This window comes from Marinobacter goseongensis, assembly GCF_023156235.1.
GTDB classification, from domain to species: Bacteria; Pseudomonadota; Gammaproteobacteria; order Pseudomonadales; family Oleiphilaceae; genus Marinobacter; species Marinobacter goseongensis.
In genome coordinates this window covers 133581-158219 of record NZ_JAKZAI010000004.1, presented here as the reverse complement: position 1 = coordinate 158219, position 24639 = coordinate 133581, and the positions used below count along the sequence as shown (strand labels likewise).

The following is a 24639-nucleotide window of genomic DNA, read 5'->3' as shown; positions in this document are numbered from 1 at the left end:
GAAGTGGCGCCCGCATCTTTCGGCTGATTAACCAGCAACAACGAAGATCAGGTACATCGCGATACCAACGCCGATCATGGGAACCGCGTCGAGCAGACCTGCCATGATGAATGTTTTGGTTTGCAGCTGGTTAGCCATTTCCGGCTGACGAGCAGTGGACTCGAGCAGCTTGCCGCCCAGCAGGCCGAAGCCAATGCCAGTAGCCAGAGCGCCCAGACCGATGATGATCGCTGCTGCAATAAATACCATTTCCATTGAAGACTCCTCAGTTTTCTCAGATAGTTAAGGGTTTGTGTATTAAAGCGTTTAATCAGTGATCTTCGTGCGCCGCGCTGAGGTATACCACAGTCAGCGTTGTAAAGATAAAGGCCTGCAGTACCACCACCAGGATGTGGAAGATGGCCCAGGGCACGTTCAGCGTCCACTGGATCCACAGCGGCAGCAGTGCAATCAGAATGAAGACAACCTCACCGGCGTACATGTTGCCAAACAAACGCAGCGCGAGGCTGATCGGCTTGACGATAAGTACGAGAATTTCCAGGAACAGGTTGAACGGAATCAGCGACCAGTGGTTAAAGGGCTGCATGGACAGCTCTTTGGTGAAACCGCCAATTCCCTTGACCTTGAGGCTGTAGAAAATGATCAGCAGGAAAACACCGATGGAGATACCGAAGGTACCGTTGGGGTCGGTGGTGGGTACAATCTTGAAGTACTCCAGACCCAGCGCGTGGGCAATGGAGGGAATGTAGTCGACCGGGATCAGCTTCAGACAGTTCATCAGCAGAATCCACACAAAGATGGTCAGTGCCAGCGGGGCAATCAGCGGATTGCGTCCGTGGAAACCGTCTCTGACCACACCCTGAATAAACTCAACGGTCATTTCTACCACGTTCTGCAGACCGCCCGGCACGCCGGTGGTCGCCCGCGCCGCGGCGAAGCGGAAAATACCGAGGAAAAGCATACCCATGAACAGGGACCAGCCCAGGGTATCAACGTGGAAAGCCATAAAGCCCATATCGGAGGCTTCCTGGGCGGTACGTGCGAACGTCCAGGTGGCCTCGTCAACAAGGGAACCGTCAGCGCGCTCGTAGCCTTCCGGGAGTTTTCCGTAGGTGAGGTTCTGTAGGTGGTGCTTTATATACTCTACTGGGGTATCAGCTGCCATACTGCTCTCGTCCAGTCATCGCTGTGGTTGCGGCCGGATGAGGAAGCGCAACACTGCACTCATCATAACCATCACAGCAAAAGTGAATAACAGAGCCGGTACGTGTACTGGCTCCATTAAGATGAAAACGGCCGCAAAGAACACTGCGGTAAGGGCGATCTTGATGCTTTCCGCCCTGAACATGTTGCCCACCATCCGGTGCGCGTTTCGGGCACCTTCAAACCGATACATCCGGTGAGCAAAATACGCGTTTGGTATGACAAATATAAGACCGCCGACAAAGGCGGAATAACCGGCCAAACGACTTTCAATGGTCCACAAAAGACTCAGAATGACGATCAGCGAAAACTCGATGGTGAGCCACCGGGCCAGGGGCAGGTGGGTGATTCGTGATCGGTTTTTACTCATACCACCTGCTGTCATTCCAAGCGCGCAAAATTATATGTGTTAACCGGTAGGTGTTCAACACAACCCGCACGAATTTTTGGTGGAAAAATAACCAGAATTCACGCCAGATCGCGGCACTTTCACACAAATTGTGCTTCCTGACCAACCCCGTCACGACATGTGGTGGTTTCAGTGACATACGGTACTTTGGAATGAATTGTCACAAACCCTAGCGGATATGGCCCAATATCCCGTCCAGTTCGTCAAGGGAACTGTACTCGATCACCAGTTTGCCCTTGCCCCGCTGACCGTGATCAATGGAGACCCGCGCTCCCAGGCGCTCGGCCAGATCGTCCTGCAGTGCCCGGATGTTCGGATCCACCTCACCGCTGCGTTTTTTGCGGTCCGGGGTTTCCTGCTGGATGCGACGAACCAGAGCTTCGGTCTGGCGCACAGACAGGGATTTCGCCACCACCTGTTTCGCCACCTGCATCTGCTGTTCCGGCGGCAGGGTCAGCATGGCGCGGCCATGACCCATTTCCAGATCACCGTGTTCCAGCATCAACCGCACGTCTTCGGTCAGGCTGATCAGGCGCAGCAGATTGGTAATGGTGGTGCGGCTCTTGCCCACCGCTTCCGCCACCTGGGCCTGAGTCAGACCAAACTCATCCTGCAGGCGCTGCAGGGCAAAGGCTTCTTCGATGGGATTGAGGTTCTCGCGCTGGATATTTTCAATCAGCGCCATGGCGATGGCGGCTTCATCCGGCACATCGCGGATGATGGCGGGAATGCTGTCCAGCTCGGCCATCTGGGTCGCACGCCAGCGCCGTTCACCGGCGATCAGTTCGTAACGGCCCTCGGCGATGGGGCGTACTACCACCGGCTGCATCACACCCTGCTGACGAATGGAGTCGGCCAGTTCCTGCAACGCCGCCGGGTCCATATCGCGGCGGGGCTGGAAGCGCCCGCGCTGGATCAGATCCACCGGTACTTCACGGAGTTCGCCGTCGTGGTCTTTCAGTTCCTGATCGAGATTGACCCTGGAACCCTGCAACAGCGCGCCCAGCCCGCGTTCACCCAGTCCTCGTTTCTTCGCCGCCATGGTGTTTGTCATTCTTCCCGATGAAAATCAGTGTGCAAAGGTGAGCTAGTTTACACGGCAACGGCCGTGGATGTCTTTTGCGAGCCGTGGCGCCGCACCATTTCCCCGGCCAGCGCCAGGTACGCCACCGCGCCCTTGGACACCCGGTCGTACTTCAGCGCCGGCATGCCGTAGCTGGGCGCTTCCGCCAGCCGCACGTTGCGCGGAATCACCGCCTTGTAGACCTTGTCGCCGAAGTATTCGCTGAGCTGACCGGACACGTCGAGGGTCAGGCTGTTGCGAGGGTCATACATGGTGCGCAGGATGCCTTCCACCTGCAGATTGGGGTTCACCGTTTCCTGGATCTGTTCCACGGTGTTCATCAATGCCGCCAGGCCCTCCAGCGCGTAATACTCGCACTGCATCGGGATCAGCACCGTGTCGGCGGCCGACAGCGCGTTCACCGTCAGCAGGCTCAGGGACGGCGGGCAATCGATGAGAATGTAGTCGTAGTTGTCGCGCACGGTGTTGAGCGCCAGACGCAGCCGGTGCTCGCGGCCGATCTCGTTCATCAGCTCCACTTCCGCGGCGGTGAGGTCACCGTTGGAGGGCATGATGTCGAATCCCGAGGCCTCGGCGGCGATGATCACTTTTGACGCCGGCGCGCGCTTGGTCAGCATGTCGTAACCGGACAGTTCCAGGGCATTCTTGTCGACACCGCTGCCCATGGTGGCGTTGCCCTGGGGGTCCATATCCACCAGCAGCACCCGCCGCTTGGTCGCAGCCAGTGAGGCAGCAAGGTTGACGCAGGTGGTGGTTTTTCCCACACCGCCTTTCTGATTGGTCACTGCAATCACGCGCGCCATGTCTTGCCTCCTTTGATCACTGGGGTTGGGCGTTCCGGCTCAGGGTCAGCAGATGCCGCTCACCCTCGGAGCCCGGCACCTGCAACGAATGACGGGATGTCAGCTGCCATCCGGCTGGCAGAGCAGCCACTTCATCATCCGGAAACTGGCCTTTCATGGCAAGGAACTCACCGTCATTTGCCAGCAAATGGCCGCACCAGCTCACCAGGTTGTCGAGCGCGGTAAACGCCCGGCTGCTGATCTGGCTGAACAAGCGTTGCGGGTCGCAGCTTTCGGCGCGGCCATGGATGACCTCGACATTCTGCAGGCCCAGTTCCAGCACACACTGGGTAAGGAACCGGGTTTTCTTGCTGTTGCTGTCCAGCAGGGTAAACCGTTTCTGCGGCAGCACAATGGCCAGCGGAATGCCGGGCAGGCCGCCGCCGGCGCCCACATCCAGCAGATGGTCGGTGGTGACAAACGGCAGCACGCTGAGGCTGTCCAGCAATTGCCGCGACACCATCTGCCCGGGGTCACGCACCGCGGTCAGGTTATAGGCGCCGTTCCACTTGTTGAGCAGGGCCAGAAAGTCCAGCAACTGCTGTTGTGCGGAAGCCTCGAGCTCAAGGCCCATAGCCGCCAGACCGGTTTCGAGCTGGCGTTGCCAGAGTGCGTTGCTCATGGTCGCGGATCAGGCCGTCTGTTTGCGCAGCAGGTCGCGCTTTTTCAGATGCACCAGCAGCTGAGACACCGCCGCCGGGGTCACACCCTGAATGCGGGAGGCCTGGGCCACGGTTTCCGGACGCACGGTCTTGAGCTTCTGCTTGATCTCGTTGGACAGGCCGCCGATGGCGTCGTAATCCAGATCCACCGGCAGGGCCGTGTGCTCGTTGCGGCGCAGGCGTTCGATCTCGTCGGTCTGGCGCGAGATGTAGCCCTCGTACTTGATCTCGATTTCCACCTGATCGGCCACCACCGGGTCCTCCGCCTGCGCCGCACCGATGTCGGCAATATGGCGGTAGCCGATTTCCGGCCGGCGCAACAGTTCCGCCAGCGACTGGTCGCGGGTCAGCGGCTGCTTGAGAAAGCCGTTGGCCCGTTCGCCGGCGTCGGTGTCGGGGTGAATCCGGGTGGATTCCAGACGGCTGCGCTCACCGGCGATGGCTTCGCGCTTGACGTTGAACTTTTGCCAGCGGTCGTCATTCACCAGGCCGAGTTTGCGGCCGGTGTCGGTCAGGCGCAGGTCGGCATTGTCTTCCCGCAGGATCAGCCGATATTCGGCACGGCTGGTAAACATGCGATAGGGCTCGGAAGTGCCCATGGTGATGAGGTCATCCACCAGTACACCCAGATAGGCCTCGTCGCGGCGCGGGTACCATTCGTCTTTTTCCTGGGACTTGAGGGCGGCATTGATGCCGGCCAGCAACCCCTGGGCGCCGGCTTCTTCATAACCGGTAGTGCCGTTGATCTGGCCGGCAAAGTACAGGCCCTGGATAAACTTGGTTTCCAGGGTATGGCGCAGATCCTGGGGGTTGAGGAAGTCGTACTCGATGGCATAGCCCGGCCGGGTGATGTGGGCATTCTCGAACCCGGGAATCGACCGCACCGCTGCCAGCTGGATATCAAACGGCAGGCTGGTGGAGATGCCGTTGGGGTAGAGCTCATGAGTGGTCAGGCCTTCCGGCTCGACAAAGATCTGGTGGGAGTCCTTGTCGGCGAACCGGTTGACCTTGTCCTCGATCGACGGGCAGTAACGCGGGCCGATCCCCTCGATATTGCCGGCGAACATCGGCGAACGGTCGAAGCCACTGCGGATGATGTCGTGGGTCTGTTCGGTCGTACGGGTGACGTAACAGCACACCTGCTCCGGGTGCTGATCACGGCTGCCGACAAACGACATGACCGGCGTGGGGTTGTCGCCCCACTGTTCCTGCATCACCGAAAAATCCACCGAGCGGGCATCGATGCGCGGCGGTGTACCGGTTTTCAGCCGGCCCACATTGAACGGCAGTTCCCGTAATCGCCTGGCCAGGGCGTTGGCCGGTGCATCGCCGGCACGGCCGCCGGAATGATGATCCATACCAATGTGGATAACTCCACCCAGGAAAGTACCGGTGGTCAGCACGACGGTTCTGGCGTTGAAGCGGATGCCGGTCTGGGTCACCACGCCCGTGACCTGCTCGTTTTCCACAATCAGGTCGTCCGCCGCCTGCTGGAACAGGGTCAGGTTGGGCTGGTTTTCCAGGGTATGACGAATGGCGGCCTTGTACAGCACCCGGTCGGCCTGGGCACGGGTGGCACGTACCGCCGGGCCTTTGCGGCTGTTCAGCACCCGGAACTGGATACCGGCACGATCGGTGGCTTCGGCCATGGCGCCGCCCAGGGCATCAATTTCCTTGACCAGGTGACTCTTGCCAATGCCGCCGATGGCGGGATTGCAGGACATCTGACCCAGGGTTTCGATGTTGTGGGTCAGCAGCAGGGTTTGCGAACCCATGCGTGCAGCCGCCAGCGCGGCCTCGGTACCGGCATGGCCACCACCAATGACAATGACATCGAAACGGGTCGGAAAATCCACAGCTCACCTCGGGAATTCGGGCTTGAAAATAAGGATAAAAAACAGGGCGGCGAGTATAACGCCTCGCCCGGCAAATTGCAGTCGGAATGTGCAAATTTTAACCAGAATCGCCCGCGGGGAAAACCCGGGGCACCCGCGCCATGCCGATCAGGCCAGCCCCCATGCGGCTCAGGACATAAGTGTAATCCGAAACCTTTACGTTTTCAGAGGCTTGGATTCAGGTTCTCAGAAAACTTTTCAAGAAAGTTATCCACATCCACGAACACTTATTATGCAGCCTGAAATCAATGTTATCTCACTGTTTTCTAAGTAGTAAATTTTATTCATCCAACCCTTGTTCGAAGTTTATTCAAACCTTTATCCACAAGAGCGAATGATCACCCGGCGCGATAACCGCCACACCAGTACCACCACCACCAGGTTGACGAGTGACAACAACAGCAGGAATCCGGGAATTCCGATGCCCAGAACGCCCAATATCACAATGCCGGTGAGCGCACTGACCACCATGAACAGCGCGTTCATGACGTTCAGGGCGGCGATGATCCGGGCGCGTTTGAAGCGGGGCGTTTCGTGCTGGATGAAGGCGTAGAGCGGCACAATGAACAGACCGCCGCACACGCCGATGCCGAGCAGGTCGAGCAGCACCCGCAGGTAAACCGGATCGGACACCAGCGTCCACCAGGTGCTGGCCACCGGTTCCGCGGGCACCGCAAAGTACAGATCCACGCCGAACAACGACAACCCGGCAGCGCCCCAGGGCACGAGCTTCAGGGTGATGTGATGGCCGGTGAGCTTTTCACAGAGCATGGAACCGATGGAGATGCCGATGGTGAAAATGGCCAGCAACAGGGTCACCACGGTTTCATCCCCGAGCAGATTGGTCTTGGCAAAGTTGGGAAACTGGGTGAGATAGGCCGCGCCGAGGAACCAGAACCAGGAAATCGCCAGGATCGCCAACAAAACCGGGCGCTGCTCCGCGGCCAGGGTCATCAGACGCCAGGTTTCTTTCACCGGGCGCAAACGCTCCCTCGGCGCGGCACCGCGGTTATCGGTGGCCGGCACCTGCCGCGCGGCCAGATAGCCGAGAATCGCCATGGCCAGAACACCAATGGCCGTCAGCCGGGCGGCTGCTTCGAATCCCATCAGCACTCCCGCGGCGATGGTGCCCAGAAGTATGGCCACAAAGGTGCCCATGCCCACCAGGGCGTTGCCCCCGACCAGTTCGTCGTCCTCCAGAACCTGCGGCAGGATGGCGTATTTGACCGGCCCGAAGAAGGTGGATTGCGTGCCCATAAGGAACAGCAGCACCAGCAGCAACTCGTACCAGCCAAACCACAGCCCGACCGCCGCCGTGGCCATAATGCCGATCTCCAGCAGTTTCACCGCGCGGATAATGCGGGATTTCTCCAGGCTGTCCGCCAGCTGGCCCGCCATGCCGGAAAACAGGAAGAACGGCAGGATGAACAGAAATGCGGCGAAATTAACCACCACGTCCACGGACAGGCCCATCAGCCCTCCGGCACTGTAGGTGACCAGCAGCAACAGGGCGTTCTTGTAGAGGTTGTCATTGAAGGCGCCGGAAAACTGGGTCAGGTAGAACGGCAGAAAACGCCGCTGGCCCAGCAATCGGAACTGGCTGTGTTGGGTCATAAACAGTCCTGTTCTAGTGCACCCGGGCGGCAACGTGCCCCACTGAAGTGCGATCTTTGGTGACCCGGGGCACCTTGGCCAATTACTGCCGCCTTTAACCCCATGATCGTGACGAAATCTCGACGGTTGGCACGAATCTCGCGGTGGAAAATGAAAACCAGCACGGCGGTCCGGGTATTTATAGACCCGATTCGCCGTCATCACCAACGGCCAGGATGGCTTTACGTTAACGAAGGTTCCTGACCATGAGTCGTGTTGTTGCTCTTGCCCGGTCTGGCCTGGTTCAGAACCGGGCACCGGACGTTCCGGCGATCATCACTGAACACCGGTTCGACTCAGTGTATCAGCCCATCCTCAGCCCCACCCACCAGAAACTGGTGGGTTACGAAGCGCTGATGCGCGCCTCCCGCAACGGCCAGGCACTGTCACCCGCGGACATCTTCACAAAAGCCACCGAGCTTGGCCAGAGCGCCGAGCTCGACCGTTTCCTGCTGCACCTGCATCTGGACAACTTCCAGGCGGGGTCCCAACCGGCGTGGCTGTTCGTCAACATCAACCCGGACACCTGCATTCACCCGGAAGCCTCACTGGAGCGGCTCGCCCACCACTGCCGGCAATCCGGTCTTCACCCGGAACGTCTGGTGCTGGAGCTGGTGGAAACCGCCGCGGATGATCCCCAGGCGCTGCTGGCCTTTGTGGAACTGGCGAAAACCTTCGGCTTTCAGATTGCCATTGACGATTTTGGCATGGGCGACTCCAACTTCGAACGCCTGTGGCGTATGAATCCGCTGATTGTGAAGCTTGATCGCAGCCTGCTGGTGAATGCGGAGTGCCACACCCGCGCCCGCTTACTGCTGGAGAGCCTGGTGCGGATGATCCGTGAGAGCGGCAGCCTGGTGCTACTGGAAGGTGTGGAAACCGAAACCCAGGCCCGCATTGCCCTGGATACCGAGGCAGACCTGCTGCAGGGATTTCTGTTCGCGCGACCGGGCACCATTGACACCGGAACGGTGACCCGCGTCGAACAGGCCTTATACCGCACAATCGAATGTTCCAGTGCCTGCGGACTGCGGGATGTGCAACACCATGAAGGCTTTCTGCGGTTGCTGCGGCTGGAAATGATGGACGCCTGCTATCAACTGGCGCGCGGGCTGTCGTTTGACCAGGCCTGCACCAGCCTGCTGCAGATGGACGGGGTCAAACGCTGTTTCGTGCTCAATCAGGCAGGTGTGCAGCAGGGTAACCTTGCCCGGGCCACGCCGGACATCCGCCGCGGCAGTTTCAATCCGCTGTATCACTCGGCTGGCGCCTGCTGGTCACACCGGGAATATTTCCGCAACGCCCAGGCGCGGCCTCAGCACATCAGTGTCTCCCGTCCCTACGTAGCCTTGCCGGATGCCAAGCGCACGGTCACGCTGTCAACCAGCATCTGCACCGAACTCGGCCAGCAGGTGGTGTGTGTGGATCTGCACCCCGATGAACTGTTCGACGGACAATTGACCTTTCCCGCCACGCTGTAGCGCCGGCGCTCAGAAATCGTCGGCCCGTTTCTGTGGCGCCGCCGCCAGACCCTGGCCGCCGGCAGATCCCCGGGCCTGCCTTTCCAGTTCCAGCTCCACCGCGTTGGTGGATTTGGCGAAGCGCGCCAGCAGATTGTAAAGCACCGGGATGATGAACAGGGTGAGGGTGGTGGCAAAGATCAGCCCCCCGAGAATGACCACCCCGATGGACGCCCGGCTCTCTGCCCCGGCGCCGGTGGCAATCACCAGAGGGATGGCCCCGAATACGGTGGAGATGGTGGTCATCAACACCGGGCGGAAGCGCAGGATGGCGCCTTCAAGGATCGCGTCCTTCACCTCGTAGCCCTTGTCCCGCAGCTGGTTGGCAAACTCCACAATCAGAATGCCGTTCTTCGCCATCAGCCCAAGCAACATCACGATCCCGATCTGGCTGTAGATGTTAAGGCTGATACCGGACCAGAACAGCGCAAACAGGGCCCCGGTAATCGCCAGCGGCACCGACAACATGATGATCAGCGGGTGAATCCAGCTTTCGAACTGCGCCGCCAGCACCAGGAACACGATCACGAACGCCAGCCCGAACGTCAGATAGATCGCGGCAGAGGATTCCTCAAACTCCCGGCTCAGACCCTTGTAGCTGATCCGCGCCTCTGGCGGCAGGTTATCCACCGCCAGATTGTTCAGATACGTCAGCGCCGAACCCAGGTCATAGCCGTCGGCCAGTGAGCCGCTGATCACCACCGCCGGCAACCGGTCAATGCGCCGCAAGTCCGGGTTGGCACCAACCTCGCTCACCGACACCAGTGCCTGCAACGGGATCAGATCGCCCCCCGCCCGCGGTCGCAGGAACACTTGGCCCAGGTCTTCCGGGGTTGCCCGGTCGGCATCGGCCGCCTGCACGATGACATCGTATTCGCGGCCGCGGTCCACATAGGTGGTCACCTGCCGCGACGCCAGCATGGTCTGCAGGGTCAGGCCCACATCCTCGATGGTGATGTCCAGGTCCGCGGCGCGTTCGCGATCGATATTGACCCGCAGTTCCGGCCGGGTCAGTTCGAAGTCGGTTTCCAGATTCAGCAGGTTGGGGTTGTCCTTGGCCCGTTCCAGCAGCTCCTCGCTCCAGGCCTGCACCGATTCATAATCCGGGCCCCCCACCACGATCTCCACCGGCTGGTTGAAACCACGCTGGCCAAGGCCCGGCGGGTTGACCGCCACGGCGCGAATGCCGGGGATCTGTGATAGCTTGCCCCGCAACTCACTGGTCACCTGCTGCTGTTTGATGTCGCGTTCGTCCCAGGGGCCCAGACCCATGATCATGAACGCGTTATCCGCCTCGTTGCGGAACCCGACGATGGACAGTAAACGGTTGGCCGTGCCGTCTTGCAGATAAGGGATCAGTTGCTCTTCGGCTTTGCGCACGTGGTGATCGGTGTATTCAACCGTGGAGCCACGGGGCGCACTGACCGGCATGATGATCACACCCCGGTCTTCCGTGGGGGCCAGTTCCTGGGGCAGTTTCGGAAACACCACGGCAATCAGAACCATGCCCACCAGGCCGAGGCCGATCAGCAGGCCCGGCTGGCGTAACGAGAAACGCAGCATGCGCTCATAACCCCGGGTCAGCGCGTTCAAGCCGTTCTCGATAAAGCTCCAGGCGCGGTGACCCTCGGCGGTTTCGGGACTGTGTTTCAGCCACTTCGAGCACAGCATCGGCGCCAGTGTCAGTGCCACCAGGCTGGACACCACCACGGCCGCCGCCAGGGTAAAGCCGAACTCAGCGAACAGCCGGCCGATGTTGCCGCCCATGAATGAGATGGGCACAAACACCGCCACCAGGGTGAGCGTGGTGGCAATGACCGCGAAGGCGACCTGTTTGGCGCCACGATAGGATGCCAGCAACGGTGGTTCGCCATCGTCGATGCGACGCTGGATGTTCTCCAGCATCACGATGGCGTCGTCCACCACCAGGCCGATGGCAAGAATCACCGCCAGCAGGGTCAGCACGTTGATCGAGAAGCCCAGTGCACCGAGACCGATAAACGCACCGATCACCGCCACGGGAATGGTGACCGCCGGGATCAGGGTGGCCCGCCACGAACGCAGGAACACGAAGATCACCAGAATCACCAGCGACACGGCGATGCCGAGGGTGATCATGACCTCCTTGATTGAGGCGCGAATAAAAATGGATTCGTCATAGCTTTCGGCAATGCTGACTTCCGGGGGCAGGGTATCGCGGATCTTCTCCAGCTCCGCGGTCACCAGATCGGACACCGCCACGGTGTTCGCCTTGGACTGGCGGATGATGCCCATGCCGATGGCGGTCTGGCCGTTGGCCCGCAACCGGCTGGTGTCAGATTCCACCCCCATCCGCACGTTGGCGACTTCGCCCAGACGCAACAGGTCATTGCCATCGCGGCGGATCACCAGCTCGCGGAATTCCTCCACGGTAGACAAGCGGCCCTCGGCGCGCACGGTGAAATCGCGGGTCGAGGATTCCACCGATCCCGCCGGCAGTTCGATGTTGTTGGCGCGCAAGGCGCGTTCCACTTCGGCCACGGTGATGTTGCGAGCGGCCAGCCGCTCCCGGTCGAGCCACACCCGGATGGCGTAGCGGCGTTCACCACCGATGCGCACATCGGCCACGCCATCGAGCACCGACAGGCGGTCGGCCAGCACCCGGTCGGCAAAATCGCTGAGCTCGGCGCTGTCCCACACATCACTGCGCAGGGTCACCCACATCATCGGGCGGGCATCGGAATCCGCCTTGCTGACCACCGGCGGATCGGCTTCTTCCGGCAACTCGTTACTGACCCGCGACACCGCATCGCGGACATCGTTGGCGGCAATGTCCACATTGCGGGAGGTGTTGAATTCGATGCTGGTGCGGGATTCCCCCTGTTCGGTGGAGGATTCGATGGAGCGGATGCCTTCGATGCCGCTGATGGCCCCCTCGATCACCTGCGTGATCTGGGTATCCACCACTTCCGCGGCGGCGCCGATGTAATCGGTGGAAATGGACACCACCGGCGGATCAATATCCGGGTACTCGCGCACCGGCAGGCCGAACAGGGCAGCCAGGCCGAACACCAGAATCAACAGGCTCAGAACCGTGGCGAAGACCGGCCGTTTGATGGAAATATCGGAAAGAATCATCCGTTACGACTCCAGCGAGCTGGCAAAGCGGTTTTCAGGAATCGCCTTGTCGTCTTCCACCACCTCAATGCGGTCGCCGCTGCTGAGCCGATCCTGGCCGGTGATGATCACCGGATCCTCGAGAGTCAGGCCCTCCGCCACTTCCACCAGACCGGGTTTGCGCGAGCCCAGGGTCACCGAAACCCGGCGCGCCTTGCCGTCTTCGGCAATGAACACATACTTGTCGGCACCGCGGAGCAAAACCGCCTGCTCGGGAATCACCAGCGCCTCACGCTCTCGCAGGGTCAGGTTCGCCGCCATGAACTGGCCCGGGCGCAGCTTGCCGTCCGGATTGTCGATCAGCGCCCGCACCGGCAGGGTGCGGCTGAGTTCATTAATGCGGGTGCCCAGCTCCACCAGCTCACCGTTGAAGCCCTCTTCCGGGTAGGCCGGAGAACTTCCACGAACCTGCTGGCCCAGGGTGATCTGGCCGAGAAACCGCTCCGGCACCGAAAAACCGAGCTCCATGCGATCGGTGGAATCCAGTGTGGCGACGGCGGTGCCGGCACTCAGATATGCCCCCATACTGATATCACTGAGCCCCACCACACCGCCGAATGGCGCGGTGATGCGGTGATTGTCGAGGCGGGTGCTGGCGGCCTCGAGCTGGGCCTGCGCCACTTCCAGGGTGGTGCGCAATTCGTCCACCTGGGCCTGGGAAATGCTGTTGTTGGTACGCAGGCTGCGAGCCCGGTCATACTGGCGACGGGCATCGGCCACTTCCGCCTCGGACATGCGTACGTCCGCCCGCGCCTGCCGGTCATCCAGGCGCAGCAGCAGATCGCCCTGATCCACTCGCTGGCCACTGCGGAGATTCAGCTCCACCACGCGGCCGCTGACCTCGGTGGTCAGTTCCACCGCATTCAGTGCCTTGAGACTGCCTACTGCATTGACCTGGTCGCGCACCGTGTCCCGGGTCGGATTCGCGGTATTCACCACGCTTGCCGGACGCGCCCGCTGGTCTCCGTCGTCTGATCCGCCATCCACATACTGGTACGTCAGCACGCCACCGACAGCAAAGGCCACCAGCACCAGCGCGATCAAACTTTGTTTCAGCATACGTCTCTCGATTCAGTGTTCAGGGTTTTTTGGAAATGACCAGCACCAATTTCCCGACATCAATGCCCCATTTGCTCATGGTGGTCTGGTTGATGAGGGTGTCTGGTGTGATCAGATACATCCAGTCGTCCATGCGGACGTCAATGGTGCCATCGCCGTATGCCACCCGGAGTACATAGTTCATATTGATAGCGTTGCCCTGCCAGCGCATGGTGCCGGGTTCCACCACATCACCGGCGTCGGCGTGGTAGCCCTCGTCACTGGGCGTTAGCGTCCATACCCGGGTCTGCACCTCGCCGTCGTCGAAGCGGAATACTTCGTCCAGGGTGCCTACGCCGTTCTCATCCCAACTGGCATCGATGTCAGCATCAAACGTGCGGATCACCTCGCCGGAAAAGTCCTTGACCACGCCACGGGCAGAAAGTTCGCCCTCGAAAAAGCGGTCCGGCACCAGTTCCGGCCCGCGATCGCGGTAGTCGTCCAGAGACGGCCCGGCACAGCCGGCCAGAAACAGTACCGACAACCATAACCAGACCTGTGATTTCGGGCCAGCGGGTTTCTTCCAGAATCCGGGTATTTGCATGACTTTTACACTCTCCAAGGCAGGTGGATATCTGTTCGTTTCTTGTCCAGCAGGCTAGTTAATACGGGCCAATGGCCTGTTTCGATCAGCCCGTAAGCAGGCACTAACCGGCTATCGTCATTTCAGCCAATTGTCTTTTCTGACACCCCTCCGGGCGGTTTTCGTCAATGGAACGGTCGTTTGAATGCCGTAAAACACTAGGCATCGGAGGGGATGCTCCCCTCCCAGCCGATTTTTCATCAGGACAGAGGTACAGTTATGCCGGTTTACAAGGCGCCCCTGCGCGACATGAAGTTCCTGCTCAATGAAGTGTTTGACTACCCGAGCCACTATGCGTCCCTGAACAGCGGCGAAAACGCCACCCCGGACGTGGTGGAAGCCATTCTCAGCGAATGCGGCAAGTTGTGCGAGGAAGTCCTCAGCCCACTCTACCAGCCCGGCGATGAGGAAGGCTGCAAGCTGGAAGACGGCGTGGTCACAACCCCGAAAGGCTACAAGGAAGCATACGAACAGTACGCCATGGGCGGCTGGCAGGGACTGTCTGCACCCGAAGCCTACGGTGGCCAGGGACTGCCGGCCTCCATGGGCCTGCTGAAACAGGAAATGATGGGCACCGCCAACTGGCCGTTCTCGATGTATCCGGGCCTGTCTCTCGGCGCCATGAACACCATCTTCCTGCACGGCAGCGAAGACCAGAAGCAGACCTACCTGGTACCGCTGACGGAAGGCCGCTGGGGCGGCACCATGTGCCTGACCGAGCCCCAGTGTGGCACCGACCTGGGCCAGATGAAAACCAAAGCCGAGCCCCAGGCGGACGGCAGCTACAAGCTGACCGGCACCAAGATCTTCATTTCCTCCGGTGACCACGACCTGACCGAGAACATTGTCCACATTGTGCTGGCGCGGCTGCCGGATGCCCCCAAGGGTACCCGCGGCATCAGCCTGTTCATTGTGCCCAAGTTCCTGCCCGGCGCCGACGGCGGTGTGGGTGAACGTAACGGCGTGACCTGCGGCAGCCTGGAAAAGAAGATGGGGATCAAGGCTTCCGCCACCTGTGTGATGAACTTCGACGGTGCCACCGGTTTCCTGATCGGGCCGGAGAACGAAGGCCTGAACTGCATGTTCACCTTCATGAACACGGCCCGCATCGGCACCGCCATTCAGGGCGTGGGTCCGGCGGAACTGTCTTACCAGTGGGCTCTGGACTACGCCAAGGAGCGCCGTTCCATGCGCGCGCTGTCGGGCAAGAAAGACCCGGAGCACTCGGCGGATGCACTGATTCACCACGCCGACGTTCGCCGCATGCTGCTGACCCAGAAAGCCATCGCCGAGGGCGGCCGGGGCATGCTGTATTATGCAGCACGGGTGGCGGATCACATGGTAGAGGCCCACACCGAGGGTGATGAAAAGAAAGCCGAGAAGTTTGACGACAAGCTGGGCTTCCTGACGCCGATTCTCAAGGGCTTCCTGACCGAGCTGGGGAACGAGGCGGCCAACCTGGGCATTCAGGTGTTCGGTGGCCACGGCTACATCCGCGAGCACGGTATGGAACAGATTGCCCGCGATACCCGCATTGGCACCCTGTACGAGGGCACAACCGGTATTCAGGCACTGGACCTGCTGGGCCGCAAGGTTCTGCTGATGACCCAGGGCGGCGCGGTACGCGAATTCACCCTGATTCTCGCCAACTTCGCCCGCAAGCACCTGACCGACAAGCGGCTGCGTCCGTTCGCGGTGGAACTGCTCAAGCTCACCGCACAATGGAACCTGCTGACCGTGCGGCTGATGCTGGCCGCCCGTAAGGACCGGGACATGGTCAGCGCCGCGGCCAACGACTTCCTGATGTACAGCGGCTATGTGTTCATGGCCTACATCTGGGCGCGTCAGGCCGCCGTCGCGGCCGACAAGCTGGACAACGGCGGTGACGATGCCGAGGCGTTCTACAAGGCCAAGCTGGCCACGGCAGAGTTCTACTATGAGCGCCTGCTGCCACGAGCCCAGGCCCATGCCACCAGCATGCTCAGCCCCAGCAAGAACCTGATGCAGCTGGATGCGGAGGACATGAGCTTTACCGCCTGACCGACCCGCAACGACCCCCGATAAAGACGCCGACGGCGGCCTTATCGGGGGTCGATTCTCCGCAACACCCCGCAAACCGCAACCGTGCACCGCCATAACGATTGACTTTGATTAATACATTAATAAGAATGCGTCTCATTATTTTTAGCATTCGGAGTAGAAGTCATGGTCACACGATCCAGTTGCGGTTGGTCTTTCACACCCTCGGTATTGGCGCTGGCGATGGCCACCGCGGCTCTGGTCCCTGCCGCCGCCCATGCCCAGGACGGGCCGGTCAGGGATGACAAGGTAGAAGAACTGGGCGCCATCGAAGTGTCTGCGGACGCGCTCGCGAACAGCGGCACAGCGCCGATTGACGGCTACGCCGCCGACACCACGCTGACCGGCACCAAAACCGCCACCGCCATCACCGAAACGCCGCAGTCCATCAGCACCGTTAATGCCGACGAGATCCGTGACCAGAATGCCGCCAACCTGGCGGAAGTATTGCGCTACACCGCCGGTGCCCGCGGCGAGACCTTCGGTTTTGAACCCCGTACCACCTTCCTGCGCATTCGCGGGTTCGATGTGGCCACCAGCGGCATCTTCCGTGACAGCCTCAAACTCAGTAACCCGGACTTTACCGGCGGCTACAGCCTTGAGCCGTACGGCGCTGAGCGCATTGACTTACTGAAAGGCCCATCGTCGGTGCTGTATGGCCAGGCCGGGCCCGGCGGCCTGGTGAATTACGTGTCCAAGCGACCGACCTTCGACAGCCGTCGTGAAGTCCGCCTCGAAGCCGGCTCCAACCAGCTACGTCAGGGCCAGTTCGACCTCAGCGGTGCGGTCAATGACAGTGACACCCTGGCGCTGCGGCTGGTGGGTCTGGTGCGGGACAGCGAAACCCAGGTGGATTTCGTCGACGATAACCGCAAATACCTGGCACCCAGCCTGACCTGGCAACCCACCGACGCCACCCGCTTCACCGTGCTGGCTCACCTGCAGTATGACGACACCCAGCCATCCCAGCGCTACCCACTGCAAGGCACACTGGAATCCAATCCCAACGGCAGCATTCCCGACAACCGGTTCACCGGCGAACCCGGCTATGACGAATACGAGCGTCGGGAAACCGCGATGGGCTATGAATTCGAGCACCGCATCGATGATCGCGTCACCCTGCGCCAGAATGTTCGCAACTACCGCAACGACGTGGACGACCGCACCATTTACACCACCGGTCTGCAGGCGGATCAGCGCACGATTACCCGGTCACGGTTCGACAGTTTCGGCCGGATTGATGGTCTGAACCTGGACACTCAGGTGGAGTTCGGCTTCGGTACCTGGGCGGCGGACCACACCGTACTGGTGGGGCTGGATCACCAGGATGTGGACGTTCACTCCACCCAGTTTTTCGGCGCCGCCAGTGACCTGGATATCTTCGATCCGCAGTACGGCGCCCCCATTGCCGACGCCCCGATCTTCAAGGATCAGGAGGGCGAGCTCAAACAGACCGGAGTCTACCTGCAGGATCAGATCCGCGTGGATCGCTGGACCGTCTCCCTCGGTGGTCGTTTCGATAAGGCGCGCACGGAGACGGTCGACAACCTGACCGCCACCACCGCAAGCCGCGATGACGAGGAGTTCAGCGGCCGAGCCGGCGTCACTTACCGCTTTGATAACGGTCTGGCACCGTACCTCAGCTACATGGAGTCGTTCCTGCCCACCACCGGCACCGACAGTAACGGCGAGCCATTTGCCCCGGAAACCGCCCATCAGTTCGAGGTGGGGATCAAGTATCAGCCGGTGGCGAGCACCCTGGTGACAATGGCCTGGTTCGACCTGACCCGCAAAGATTACCTGACGACCAATCCGGTGTCCTTCCTCAGTGAGCAGCAGGGCGAAGCCCGCTCCCGGGGTGTGGAACTGGAAGCCCGCACACGGGTGCTGCAGGGTCTGGATCTGATCGCCAGCTACACCTACACCGACGCCGAAATCACCAAAACGAGCAACCCGGTGGAAGAGGGTGAACCACTGGAATACACTCCGGAACACGAGGCCTCACTGTGGAGCAAGTACAGCTTCCATGGCGGCCCACTGCATGGCCTCGGCCTTGGCGCGGGGGTACGCTACATCGGCGAGAGCTACGGTGCCCTGTTCAACGGTCCCAACGATACGCTGGAAGTACCGGACGTCACCCTGGTTGACGCAGCGATCACCTACGACATCGGCCAGGTGTCTCTGGGACTGCACGCCCAGAACCTGCTGGACAAGAAATACGTGGCCACGGCCTTTGACAGCAGCGCCACCTATGGCCTGCGCCGTGAAGTCAGCGGGTCGGTTACCTACCGGTTCTGATCCACTTCCGGGCCTCGTCGCACGGACGCGACGGGGCATCCGGAGTCATTTACCGATACAGAAACTGCTGAAGATCTTGCCCAGCAGGTCGTCGGGGGTCATCACTCCGGTGATCTCGCCCAGCGCGTCCTGAGCCGCTCGCAGATCCTCTGCCAGCAACTCGCCGGCACCGAAACCATCAAGCTGACCCTGGCCCTGCAGCATGGCCGAGCGGGCACGCTCGAGCGCGTCCAGATGCCGGCGACGGGCCAGGAAACCACCCTCGGTGGTGGCGGCAAAGCCCATGCACTGTTTCAGATGATCCCGCAGGATTTCCAGACCTGCAGCCGATTTGGCGGCCAGACGAATCACCGGCGCCCCGGTCCCGTCCGGTTGCTCCAGTCCTACCGCTTCCTCGCTCAGGTCGACCTTGTTGCGAATCACCGTCACCGGTGCGGAGGGCGGTAGCTGATCAATGAAATCCGGCCAGATCCGGTGCGGGGTGGTTTCTGCGGTAGTGGTGGCGTCTACCATCAGCAGAATTCGGTCGGCCTGACGGATCTCGTCCCAGGCCCGGGCAATACCGATCCGTTCCACCTCATCGGGGCTGTCCCGCAAACCGGCGGTGTCGATGATGTGTAACGGCATACCATCAATGTGGATGTGTTCCCGCAGCACGTCCCGGGTGGTGCCCTCGATCGCGGTCACGATGGCGGCCTCACGGCCGGCCAGGGCGTTCAACAGACTCGATTTGCCGGCATTGGGTCGGCCGGCGATCACCACCTTCATGCCGTCCCGTAGAATCGTGCCCTGTTGTGCTTCTGCCAGGATGCCATCGAGATCGGCAATCAGCTGCTGCAGGTCAGCGGCAACCTTGCCGTCGGCAAGAAAATCGATTTCTTCTTCCGGAAAATCGATGGCCGCCTCCACGTAGATACGCAGATGGGTAACCGCGTCCACCAGGGTTTCAATGCGGCGGGAAAACACCCCCTGCATGGAACGCACGGCACATCGGGCGGCCTGCTCAGAGCTGCTTTCAATCAGGTCGGCAATGGCCTCGGCCTGAGCCAGATCAAGCTTGTCGTTGAGGAAGGCCCGTTCGGAAAATTCGCCGGGGCGCGCGAGTCGGGCGCCCAGTTCACAGACCTGACGTAACAACAGGTCCAGGATGACCGTACCACCGTGCCCCTGAAGCTCGAAGACGTCTTCTCCGGTAAAGGAATGGGGGTTGGGGAAGAACAGACCGATGCCTTCGTCAATCAGCTGGTTGTGCTGATCGTGAAAAGGCCCGTAGTGGGCATACCGGGGTTTGGGTGGATAGCCCAGCATGGCATGGGCAATGGCGCCGGCGCGGGGACCGGATACCCGCACAATACCGACACCGGCCTGGCCGGGCGCCGTGGCAATGGCGGCAATGGTATCGGTGACGTGTTCCATGATGCGCTCTGTGTTCCTGTTCCGGGAGTTTGCGGGTTTATCCGGGTCCTGAACCAGCAGAGGCTCCGTGAAGGAGCCTCTGTCAGGGTACGGGTTCAGACTCTGGATCCGCAGATCAGTGCTTTCTGCCCGCCACTTCCGCTTCAATCTTCCGCGTAATGTACCACTGCTGGGCAATGGACAGAATGTTGTTCACCAGCCAGTACAGTACCAGACCGGCGGGGAACCAGAGGAAGAACACCGTGAAGATCAGCGGCATCGCTTTCATGATCTTGGCCTGCATGGGATCCGGCGGCGTCGGGTTCAGGCTCATCTGCAGGAACATGCTGACGCCCATCAGGATCGGCAGAATGAAATACGGATCCATGACCGACAGATCGTTGATCCACAGCATGAACGGCGCATGGCGTAACTGCACACTCTCGAACAGTACCCAGTACAGGGAGATGAACACCGGCATCTGCACCAGGATGGGCAGGCAGCCCCCGAGCGGATTGATCTTTTCCCGCTTGTACAGCGCCATCATCTCCTGGGACATGCGCTGACGGTCATCGCCATAGAGTTCTTTCAGACGGGTCAGTTGTGGGGCAACGGCGCGCATTCTGGCCATTGAGCGATAGCTGGTGGCCGACAGGTGGAAAAACACTCCTTTGACCACCACCGTCAGCAGAATGATGGCGACGCCCCAGTTACCCACCAGGCCATAGAACCAGTCCAGCACGATAAACAGCGGCAGAGCAATGAAGAACAGGAAGCCGAAATCAACGGTGCGGTCGAGGTTCGGCGCCACCGTTTCCAGACGTTCAATGATCTTCGGGCCAACATAGGCGCGGGCACCCACTTCCGCGGAATCCCCCGGAGCGACCGACGTAGCCGGATAGACAAAGCCCATCACATGCAGCGGGCCCCGTTGTGTCGACTGGAACTGTGCCGGCTGATCCCGCTCCGGGACCCAGGCCGCGATGAAGTAGTGCTGCAGGAAGGCCAGCCAGCCATTGGTGACGGACTGGTTGATGGGCTCTTCCGCGAGATCACTGAAGTCGTACTTTTCGTAGGGATCCTCAGGGGTGCTGACGACCATGCCGAGGAATGCCTGAATACCCAGGCTGTTCTGAGCCGTCGGGTCAGGCGCCCGGTCACGGACAATCTTACCGGTGAGGTTGGCCTGCCAGGCCTCCGAAGAGCGGTTGTTGATCAGGTAGCGCACGTCGATCTCGTAGCTGTTACGAGCAAACTGGTACTGCTTGGTAATTTCCACGCCGCTTTCGGTGGTGTAGGTCAGGTCGACGATCAATTCGTTGGCATCGTCAGACAGCTCGTAGCTGGCGGATGTGGTCTCGTATACCGGCGACGAGCCGTTGCGACGGCTGTCGATGCCGTTGCGGCCAATCAGCCCGCTTTCCATGACGTAAGTGCGGTTGCCGGAATTGGTCAGAATTTTCAGGGAGTCTTCACTATCCAGCGAACGGTCGTAGTCCAGCAGGGAGCTTTCCACCAGATTGCCGCCCACGCGGTCAATGGTTAGTTCCAGGACATCGGTACGCACGGTGATCAGCTTGTCACTGTTTTCTGACACCACGGGAGTGGAACTGACGCCGAGACTGCTGCCCTCGGGGGTGGAGAATTCTTCGTCAGCGGCAACGCCGGTATCGCCTTCCTCCGGCAACCGCAGATCTTCCCCGTTGCCATTCTGGGACACGCTGGCCTGTTCGGTGACCTGGGGTTGCTGTTGAGGCTGGTGATAGTCTTCGTTCCAGGCAAGCACCATCAGATAACTGACAATTGCGAGGCCGGCAAACAATACAATGCGTTGAATATCCATAAACTTACTGTTCAGTCTGGTTCGAGTTATGGGAATGGGTGCCCGGTACCGGATCATAACCGCCTTCGGCCCAGGGATGACACCTCAACAATCGTCGTGTGGCAAGAAAAAGTCCTTTCAGCGCACCGTGGTGGTTGATGGCCTCAATTGCGTACTGGGAACAGGTTGGATAATGCCGGCAATGACTGGCCATCATCGGACTGATGGCGTACTGGTAAAAGCGGATCGGGAGAAGCAGCAGTTTGCGCATTAATCCGTTCCTTTACCGGCAGGGGAGGTGGCGGTTGATGACAGACTTTGACGGCTCTTTCTGATCAGGCGTGACCAGAGATCGTTCAAGGTTGCGGTCAGAGTCTGATTGTCGAGCTGAACCAGACCCTGCCGGCCAAGAACAATAATATCCAGCCCCGGTAGATCGGGCTGGAGCCTGAACGTTTCCCGTACACGTCGTTTGACACGATTTCGCTGAACGGCAAGTTTCAGGTTTTTCTTGGAAAACACCAGACCAACCCTGGCATGCCCCAGTGAATTGGGGGTAGCCAGGATCAGAAAATTCCGGTGCGGAACTCTGACTTGGACGTCGTCGAAGACCTTGCCGTAATCCCTGGGTGTGAGTAACCGATGGGATTTCGGAAATGTCAAAGTCTTCACGAGGCGAACGATGTCTTAAGCAGACAGACGCGCACGACCTTTTGCACGACGACGGGAAATCACTTTGCGACCGTTGGCAGTAGCCATGCGGGCACGGAAACCGTGAACGCGCTTACGCTTCAGTACGCTTGGTTGAAACGTTCTTTTCATGGTGATGATCTCACATTACAGGTATTGGGAAATTCATGGTTGGCTGGAAAATGAACAGCCAAAACAGGAGCGGCATTCTATGCAAACCTTGCGACGAATTCAATGGTTAATGCGTCATCCGCAGAGGATCGTGTCGATCTGAAGGGTCAGCAGCGGATAGTAATCATAGTAATAAGTCTTTTTTTAAATGTCTTAAGGATTAATTATTACTGTTATTACTGAGGCACTTTTCTGTGGATAGAGCCTGGTTCCGTCTTAAAAACAAGAAGTTGGTCGATTCATAAGGCACTTGAAAAAGCGGCCTGAGGGCTGTGCACAAGCGATGCAGGAATTGTGGGTAACCTGGTCGGGGGTGAAAAACCGAAGTTATCCCTGCATTGGTCAAGTGGCTACACACAGGGTTGAGGGCAGGCTGTACACACAGGGCTGTGGGTAACCTTATCCACCACTATTTTTCTGTACACAACCCTGTAGGTAAGTCTGTAAAAAATTGAAAGAAAAGAAAATAAATTTCCACAGGCTGTTCATGAGTCGCTTTTCGCTCTTTTACTTGGGAGGCGTGCGGGTTAGAATTCCGGGTCATCTCTGGTAGCGGATTGCACCTGATTCGTTTTGAGAAATTCCTGAGGCATCGGAGGCAGGCTGTCGTGCCGAACACCATCTGGCATCAATGTCTAGAAGTACTCCGGGACGAGTTTCCCGCCCAACAGTTCAACACCTGGCTGAGGCCCCTGCAGTCTGACCATCGTGAAGGTCAGCTGATGCTGTTCGCGCCCAACCGGTTTGTTATGGACTGGGTGAACGAGAAGTATCTCAGGCGGATCGAAGAGGTGTTGAAGGACCTTAATGGCGGCCAGGCTCCCCGGGTAAATATGAAAGTTGGCTCGGCACCCCGGGCCGGCGATCTGGTGCTGCGTTCTGACCCGGGTAACGACGCCGGCAGTGCAGCTCAGGAAGAGTCCGGCAGCCGGGTTACGGAAGAAGAGCGTGGGGTGGCGGCAACGGCTGTATCCTCGTCGGTGAGGCCGAAATCCGCCAACGAGCGGCGCACGGTTCAGGTGGAAGGTGACATCAAGCACCAGAGTTTCCTCAACGAAGGGTTCACTTTCGAGACGTTCGTTGAGGGTAAATCGAACCAGCTGGCCCGAGCCGCGTCGATGCAGGTGGCGGAGAATCCGGGCGGTGCCTATAACCCGCTGTTCCTCTATGGTGGTGTGGGGCTGGGCAAGACCCACCTGATGCACGCCATTGGTAATGACATCGTGCGGCGAAATCCCAGGGCCAAGGTGGCGTATCTGCGCTCCGAACGCTTTGTGGCGGATATGGTAAAAGCCCTTCAGCTGAATGCCATCAACGAGTTCAAGCGGTATTACCGGTCCGTGGACGCACTGTTGATTGATGACATCCAGTTTTTCGCTCGTAAGGAACGGTCACAGGAAGAGTTTTTCCACACCTTCAATGCCTTGCTCGAGGGTGGCCAGCAGGTGATCGTGACCTGTGACCGCTTCCCGAAAGAAATTGTCGATATGGAAGAGCGGCTGAAGTCCCGTTTTGGCTGGGGCCTGACGGTGATGGTGGAGCCACCGGAGCTGGAAACCCGGGTGGCGATCCTGATGAAAAAAGCGGAACAGGCGAACGTCAAACTCAGCAGCGAAGCGGCCTTTTTTATCGCTCAGAAAATTCGCTCCAACGTACGAGAGTTAGAAGGCGCGCTGCGTTTGGTGATAGCGAATGCTCACTTTACGGGATCGGAAATTACCCCGCCGTTTATTCGCGAGAGTCTGAAAGACCTGTTGGCGCTGCATGAGAAACAGGTCAGCATTGATAACATCCAACGCACGGTGGCGGAGTATTACAAGATCAAGGTGGCGGATTTGCTGTCCAAACGCCGCACCCGGACAGTGACCCGGCCGCGTCAGGTGGCTATGTCCCTGTCCAAGGAACTGACCAATCACAGCCTGCCGGAAATCGGCGATGCCTTCGGCGGCCGAGATCACACCACCGTATTGCACGCCTGCAAGAAGATTGTCGAACTGCAGGAGACGGATCCCAGTATCCGCGAGGATTATCAGAATTTTATGAGGCTGCTGACTACCTGATCCCGGGTTGGCGGCGGAC

Annotated in this window: 20 protein-coding genes; 4 read left to right on the top strand and 16 right to left on the bottom strand. The window is 59.7% G+C overall.

The window, feature by feature from the left end; all coding sequences use genetic code 11:
• Positions 1-27: 27 nt before the first annotated feature.
• The 8 genes from atpE to MLC70_RS04305 all read right to left on the bottom strand — a co-directional run bounded on the left by atpE (position 28) and on the right by MLC70_RS04305 (position 7709).
• On the bottom strand, positions 28-255 hold the full coding sequence (atpE, locus tag MLC70_RS04340; RefSeq protein ID WP_203299202.1) for a F0F1 ATP synthase subunit C: 228 nt from the start codon (positions 253-255) through the stop codon (positions 28-30).
• A gap of 55 nt (positions 256-310) precedes the next feature.
• Positions 311-1165, bottom strand: coding sequence for a F0F1 ATP synthase subunit A (atpB, locus tag MLC70_RS04335; RefSeq protein WP_248181845.1), 855 nt, complete (start codon positions 1163-1165; stop codon positions 311-313).
• A gap of 15 nt (positions 1166-1180) precedes the next feature.
• Positions 1181-1573 (bottom strand): ATP synthase subunit I, encoded by a 393-nt coding sequence (locus MLC70_RS04330; RefSeq protein ID WP_248181844.1) that lies wholly within the window; start codon positions 1571-1573, stop codon positions 1181-1183.
• 208 nt (positions 1574-1781) lie between these two features.
• Entirely contained in the window at positions 1782-2654 is an 873-nt protein-coding gene (locus MLC70_RS04325; protein ID WP_248181843.1) for a ParB/RepB/Spo0J family partition protein, read from the bottom strand.
• Positions 2655-2704: 50 nt separating this feature from the next.
• On the bottom strand, positions 2705-3499 hold the full coding sequence (locus tag MLC70_RS04320) for a ParA family protein (protein ID WP_248181842.1): 795 nt from the start codon (positions 3497-3499) through the stop codon (positions 2705-2707).
• 16 nt (positions 3500-3515) lie between these two features.
• Entirely contained in the window at positions 3516-4160 is a 645-nt protein-coding gene (gene rsmG / locus MLC70_RS04315; RefSeq protein ID WP_248181841.1) for a 16S rRNA (guanine(527)-N(7))-methyltransferase RsmG, read from the bottom strand.
• A gap of 9 nt (positions 4161-4169) precedes the next feature.
• Positions 4170-6056, bottom strand: a complete 1887-nt coding sequence (gene mnmG / locus MLC70_RS04310; protein ID WP_248181840.1) for a tRNA uridine-5-carboxymethylaminomethyl(34) synthesis enzyme MnmG — start codon at positions 6054-6056, stop codon at positions 4170-4172.
• A 357-nt stretch (positions 6057-6413) separates the two neighbouring features.
• The gene (locus MLC70_RS04305) at positions 6414-7709 is read right to left on the bottom strand and encodes an MFS transporter (RefSeq protein WP_248181839.1); all 1296 of its coding nucleotides are present in this window, start codon (positions 7707-7709) and stop codon (positions 6414-6416) included.
• Between the two features lie 245 nt (positions 7710-7954).
• On the opposite strand from MLC70_RS04305, the gene MLC70_RS04300 reads away from it, so the two are divergent.
• On the top strand, positions 7955-9229 hold the full coding sequence (locus MLC70_RS04300) for an EAL domain-containing protein (RefSeq protein WP_248181838.1): 1275 nt from the start codon (positions 7955-7957) through the stop codon (positions 9227-9229).
• A gap of 9 nt (positions 9230-9238) precedes the next feature.
• Here the strand turns inward: MLC70_RS04300 and MLC70_RS04295 are convergent, their stop codons facing one another.
• From MLC70_RS04295 to MLC70_RS04285, 3 genes are read right to left on the bottom strand one after another with little or no spacing between them, the layout of a single operon-like run.
• The gene (locus MLC70_RS04295; protein ID WP_248181837.1) at positions 9239-12385 is read right to left on the bottom strand and encodes an efflux RND transporter permease subunit; all 3147 of its coding nucleotides are present in this window, start codon (positions 12383-12385) and stop codon (positions 9239-9241) included.
• 3 nt (positions 12386-12388) lie between these two features.
• Positions 12389-13483, bottom strand: a complete 1095-nt coding sequence (locus tag MLC70_RS04290) for an efflux RND transporter periplasmic adaptor subunit (RefSeq protein ID WP_248181836.1) — start codon at positions 13481-13483, stop codon at positions 12389-12391.
• Between the two features lie 19 nt (positions 13484-13502).
• Positions 13503-14066, bottom strand: coding sequence for a DUF3833 domain-containing protein (locus MLC70_RS04285; RefSeq protein WP_248181835.1), 564 nt, complete (start codon positions 14064-14066; stop codon positions 13503-13505).
• 258 nt (positions 14067-14324) lie between these two features.
• Between MLC70_RS04285 and MLC70_RS04280 the strand changes: the two genes are divergently transcribed.
• Positions 14325-16145 (top strand): acyl-CoA dehydrogenase C-terminal domain-containing protein, encoded by a 1821-nt coding sequence (locus tag MLC70_RS04280; RefSeq protein ID WP_248181834.1) that lies wholly within the window; start codon positions 14325-14327, stop codon positions 16143-16145.
• A gap of 165 nt (positions 16146-16310) precedes the next feature.
• Positions 16311-18482: a TonB-dependent siderophore receptor gene (locus MLC70_RS04275; protein ID WP_248181833.1), complete on the top strand. Its 2172-nt coding sequence runs from the start codon at positions 16311-16313 to the stop codon at positions 18480-18482.
• Positions 18483-18527: 45 nt separating this feature from the next.
• On the opposite strand, the gene mnmE is transcribed toward MLC70_RS04275, so the two are convergent.
• The 5 genes from mnmE to rpmH form a co-directional block, all read right to left on the bottom strand.
• Positions 18528-19898 carry a tRNA uridine-5-carboxymethylaminomethyl(34) synthesis GTPase MnmE gene (mnmE, locus tag MLC70_RS04270; protein WP_248181832.1) on the bottom strand — a complete coding sequence of 457 codons (1371 nt, stop codon included), beginning with the start codon at positions 19896-19898 and terminating at the stop codon, positions 18528-18530.
• Positions 19899-20013: 115 nt separating this feature from the next.
• Positions 20014-21720 carry a membrane protein insertase YidC gene (gene yidC / locus MLC70_RS04265; RefSeq protein ID WP_248181831.1) on the bottom strand — a complete coding sequence of 569 codons (1707 nt, stop codon included), beginning with the start codon at positions 21718-21720 and terminating at the stop codon, positions 20014-20016.
• Between the two features lie 4 nt (positions 21721-21724).
• Positions 21725-21970, bottom strand: coding sequence for a membrane protein insertion efficiency factor YidD (yidD, locus tag MLC70_RS04260; protein WP_248181830.1), 246 nt, complete (start codon positions 21968-21970; stop codon positions 21725-21727).
• Complete coding sequence (gene rnpA, locus MLC70_RS04255) at positions 21970-22371, bottom strand: ribonuclease P protein component (protein ID WP_248181829.1); 402 nt, start codon at positions 22369-22371, stop codon at positions 21970-21972. Before rnpA ends, yidD begins: the two co-directional genes overlap by 1 nt.
• A gap of 15 nt (positions 22372-22386) precedes the next feature.
• Positions 22387-22521 (bottom strand): 50S ribosomal protein L34, encoded by a 135-nt coding sequence (gene rpmH, locus MLC70_RS04250; RefSeq protein WP_008172542.1) that lies wholly within the window; start codon positions 22519-22521, stop codon positions 22387-22389.
• Between the two features lie 647 nt (positions 22522-23168).
• On the opposite strand from rpmH, the gene dnaA reads away from it, so the two are divergent.
• On the top strand, positions 23169-24620 hold the full coding sequence (gene dnaA, locus MLC70_RS04245) for a chromosomal replication initiator protein DnaA (protein WP_248181828.1): 1452 nt from the start codon (positions 23169-23171) through the stop codon (positions 24618-24620).
• Positions 24621-24639: the final 19 nt, after the last annotated feature.

What these genes read in the sequence shown, in the direction of transcription:
- MLC70_RS04300 (WP_248181838.1), top strand. Translation starts at nt 7,955, where the DNA reads ATGAGTCGTGTTGTTGCTCTTGCCCGGTCTGGCCTGGTTCAGAACCGG.
- MLC70_RS04275 (WP_248181833.1), top strand. Translation starts at nt 16,311, where the DNA reads ATGGTCACACGATCCAGTTGCGGTTGGTCTTTCACACCCTCGGTATTG.
- MLC70_RS04285 (WP_248181835.1), bottom strand. Translation starts at nt 14,066, where the DNA reads ATGCAAATACCCGGATTCTGGAAGAAACCCGCTGGCCCGAAATCACAG.
- MLC70_RS04305 (WP_248181839.1), bottom strand. Translation starts at nt 7,709, where the DNA reads ATGACCCAACACAGCCAGTTCCGATTGCTGGGCCAGCGGCGTTTTCTG.
- MLC70_RS04290 (WP_248181836.1), bottom strand. Translation starts at nt 13,483, where the DNA reads ATGCTGAAACAAAGTTTGATCGCGCTGGTGCTGGTGGCCTTTGCTGTC.
- MLC70_RS04320 (WP_248181842.1), bottom strand. Translation starts at nt 3,499, where the DNA reads ATGGCGCGCGTGATTGCAGTGACCAATCAGAAAGGCGGTGTGGGAAAA.
- atpE (WP_203299202.1), bottom strand. Translation starts at nt 255, where the DNA reads ATGGAAATGGTATTTATTGCAGCAGCGATCATCATCGGTCTGGGCGCT.
- MLC70_RS04330 (WP_248181844.1), bottom strand. Translation starts at nt 1,573, where the DNA reads ATGAGTAAAAACCGATCACGAATCACCCACCTGCCCCTGGCCCGGTGG.
- yidD (WP_248181830.1), bottom strand. Translation starts at nt 21,970, where the DNA reads ATGCGCAAACTGCTGCTTCTCCCGATCCGCTTTTACCAGTACGCCATC.
- rpmH (WP_008172542.1), bottom strand. Translation starts at nt 22,521, where the DNA reads ATGAAAAGAACGTTTCAACCAAGCGTACTGAAGCGTAAGCGCGTTCAC.
- MLC70_RS04295 (WP_248181837.1), bottom strand. Translation starts at nt 12,385, where the DNA reads ATGATTCTTTCCGATATTTCCATCAAACGGCCGGTCTTCGCCACGGTT.
- MLC70_RS04280 (WP_248181834.1), top strand. Translation starts at nt 14,325, where the DNA reads ATGCCGGTTTACAAGGCGCCCCTGCGCGACATGAAGTTCCTGCTCAAT.
- rsmG (WP_248181841.1), bottom strand. Translation starts at nt 4,160, where the DNA reads ATGAGCAACGCACTCTGGCAACGCCAGCTCGAAACCGGTCTGGCGGCT.
- atpB (WP_248181845.1), bottom strand. Translation starts at nt 1,165, where the DNA reads ATGGCAGCTGATACCCCAGTAGAGTATATAAAGCACCACCTACAGAAC.
- yidC (WP_248181831.1), bottom strand. Translation starts at nt 21,720, where the DNA reads ATGGATATTCAACGCATTGTATTGTTTGCCGGCCTCGCAATTGTCAGT.
- MLC70_RS04325 (WP_248181843.1), bottom strand. Translation starts at nt 2,654, where the DNA reads ATGGCGGCGAAGAAACGAGGACTGGGTGAACGCGGGCTGGGCGCGCTG.
- mnmE (WP_248181832.1), bottom strand. Translation starts at nt 19,898, where the DNA reads ATGGAACACGTCACCGATACCATTGCCGCCATTGCCACGGCGCCCGGC.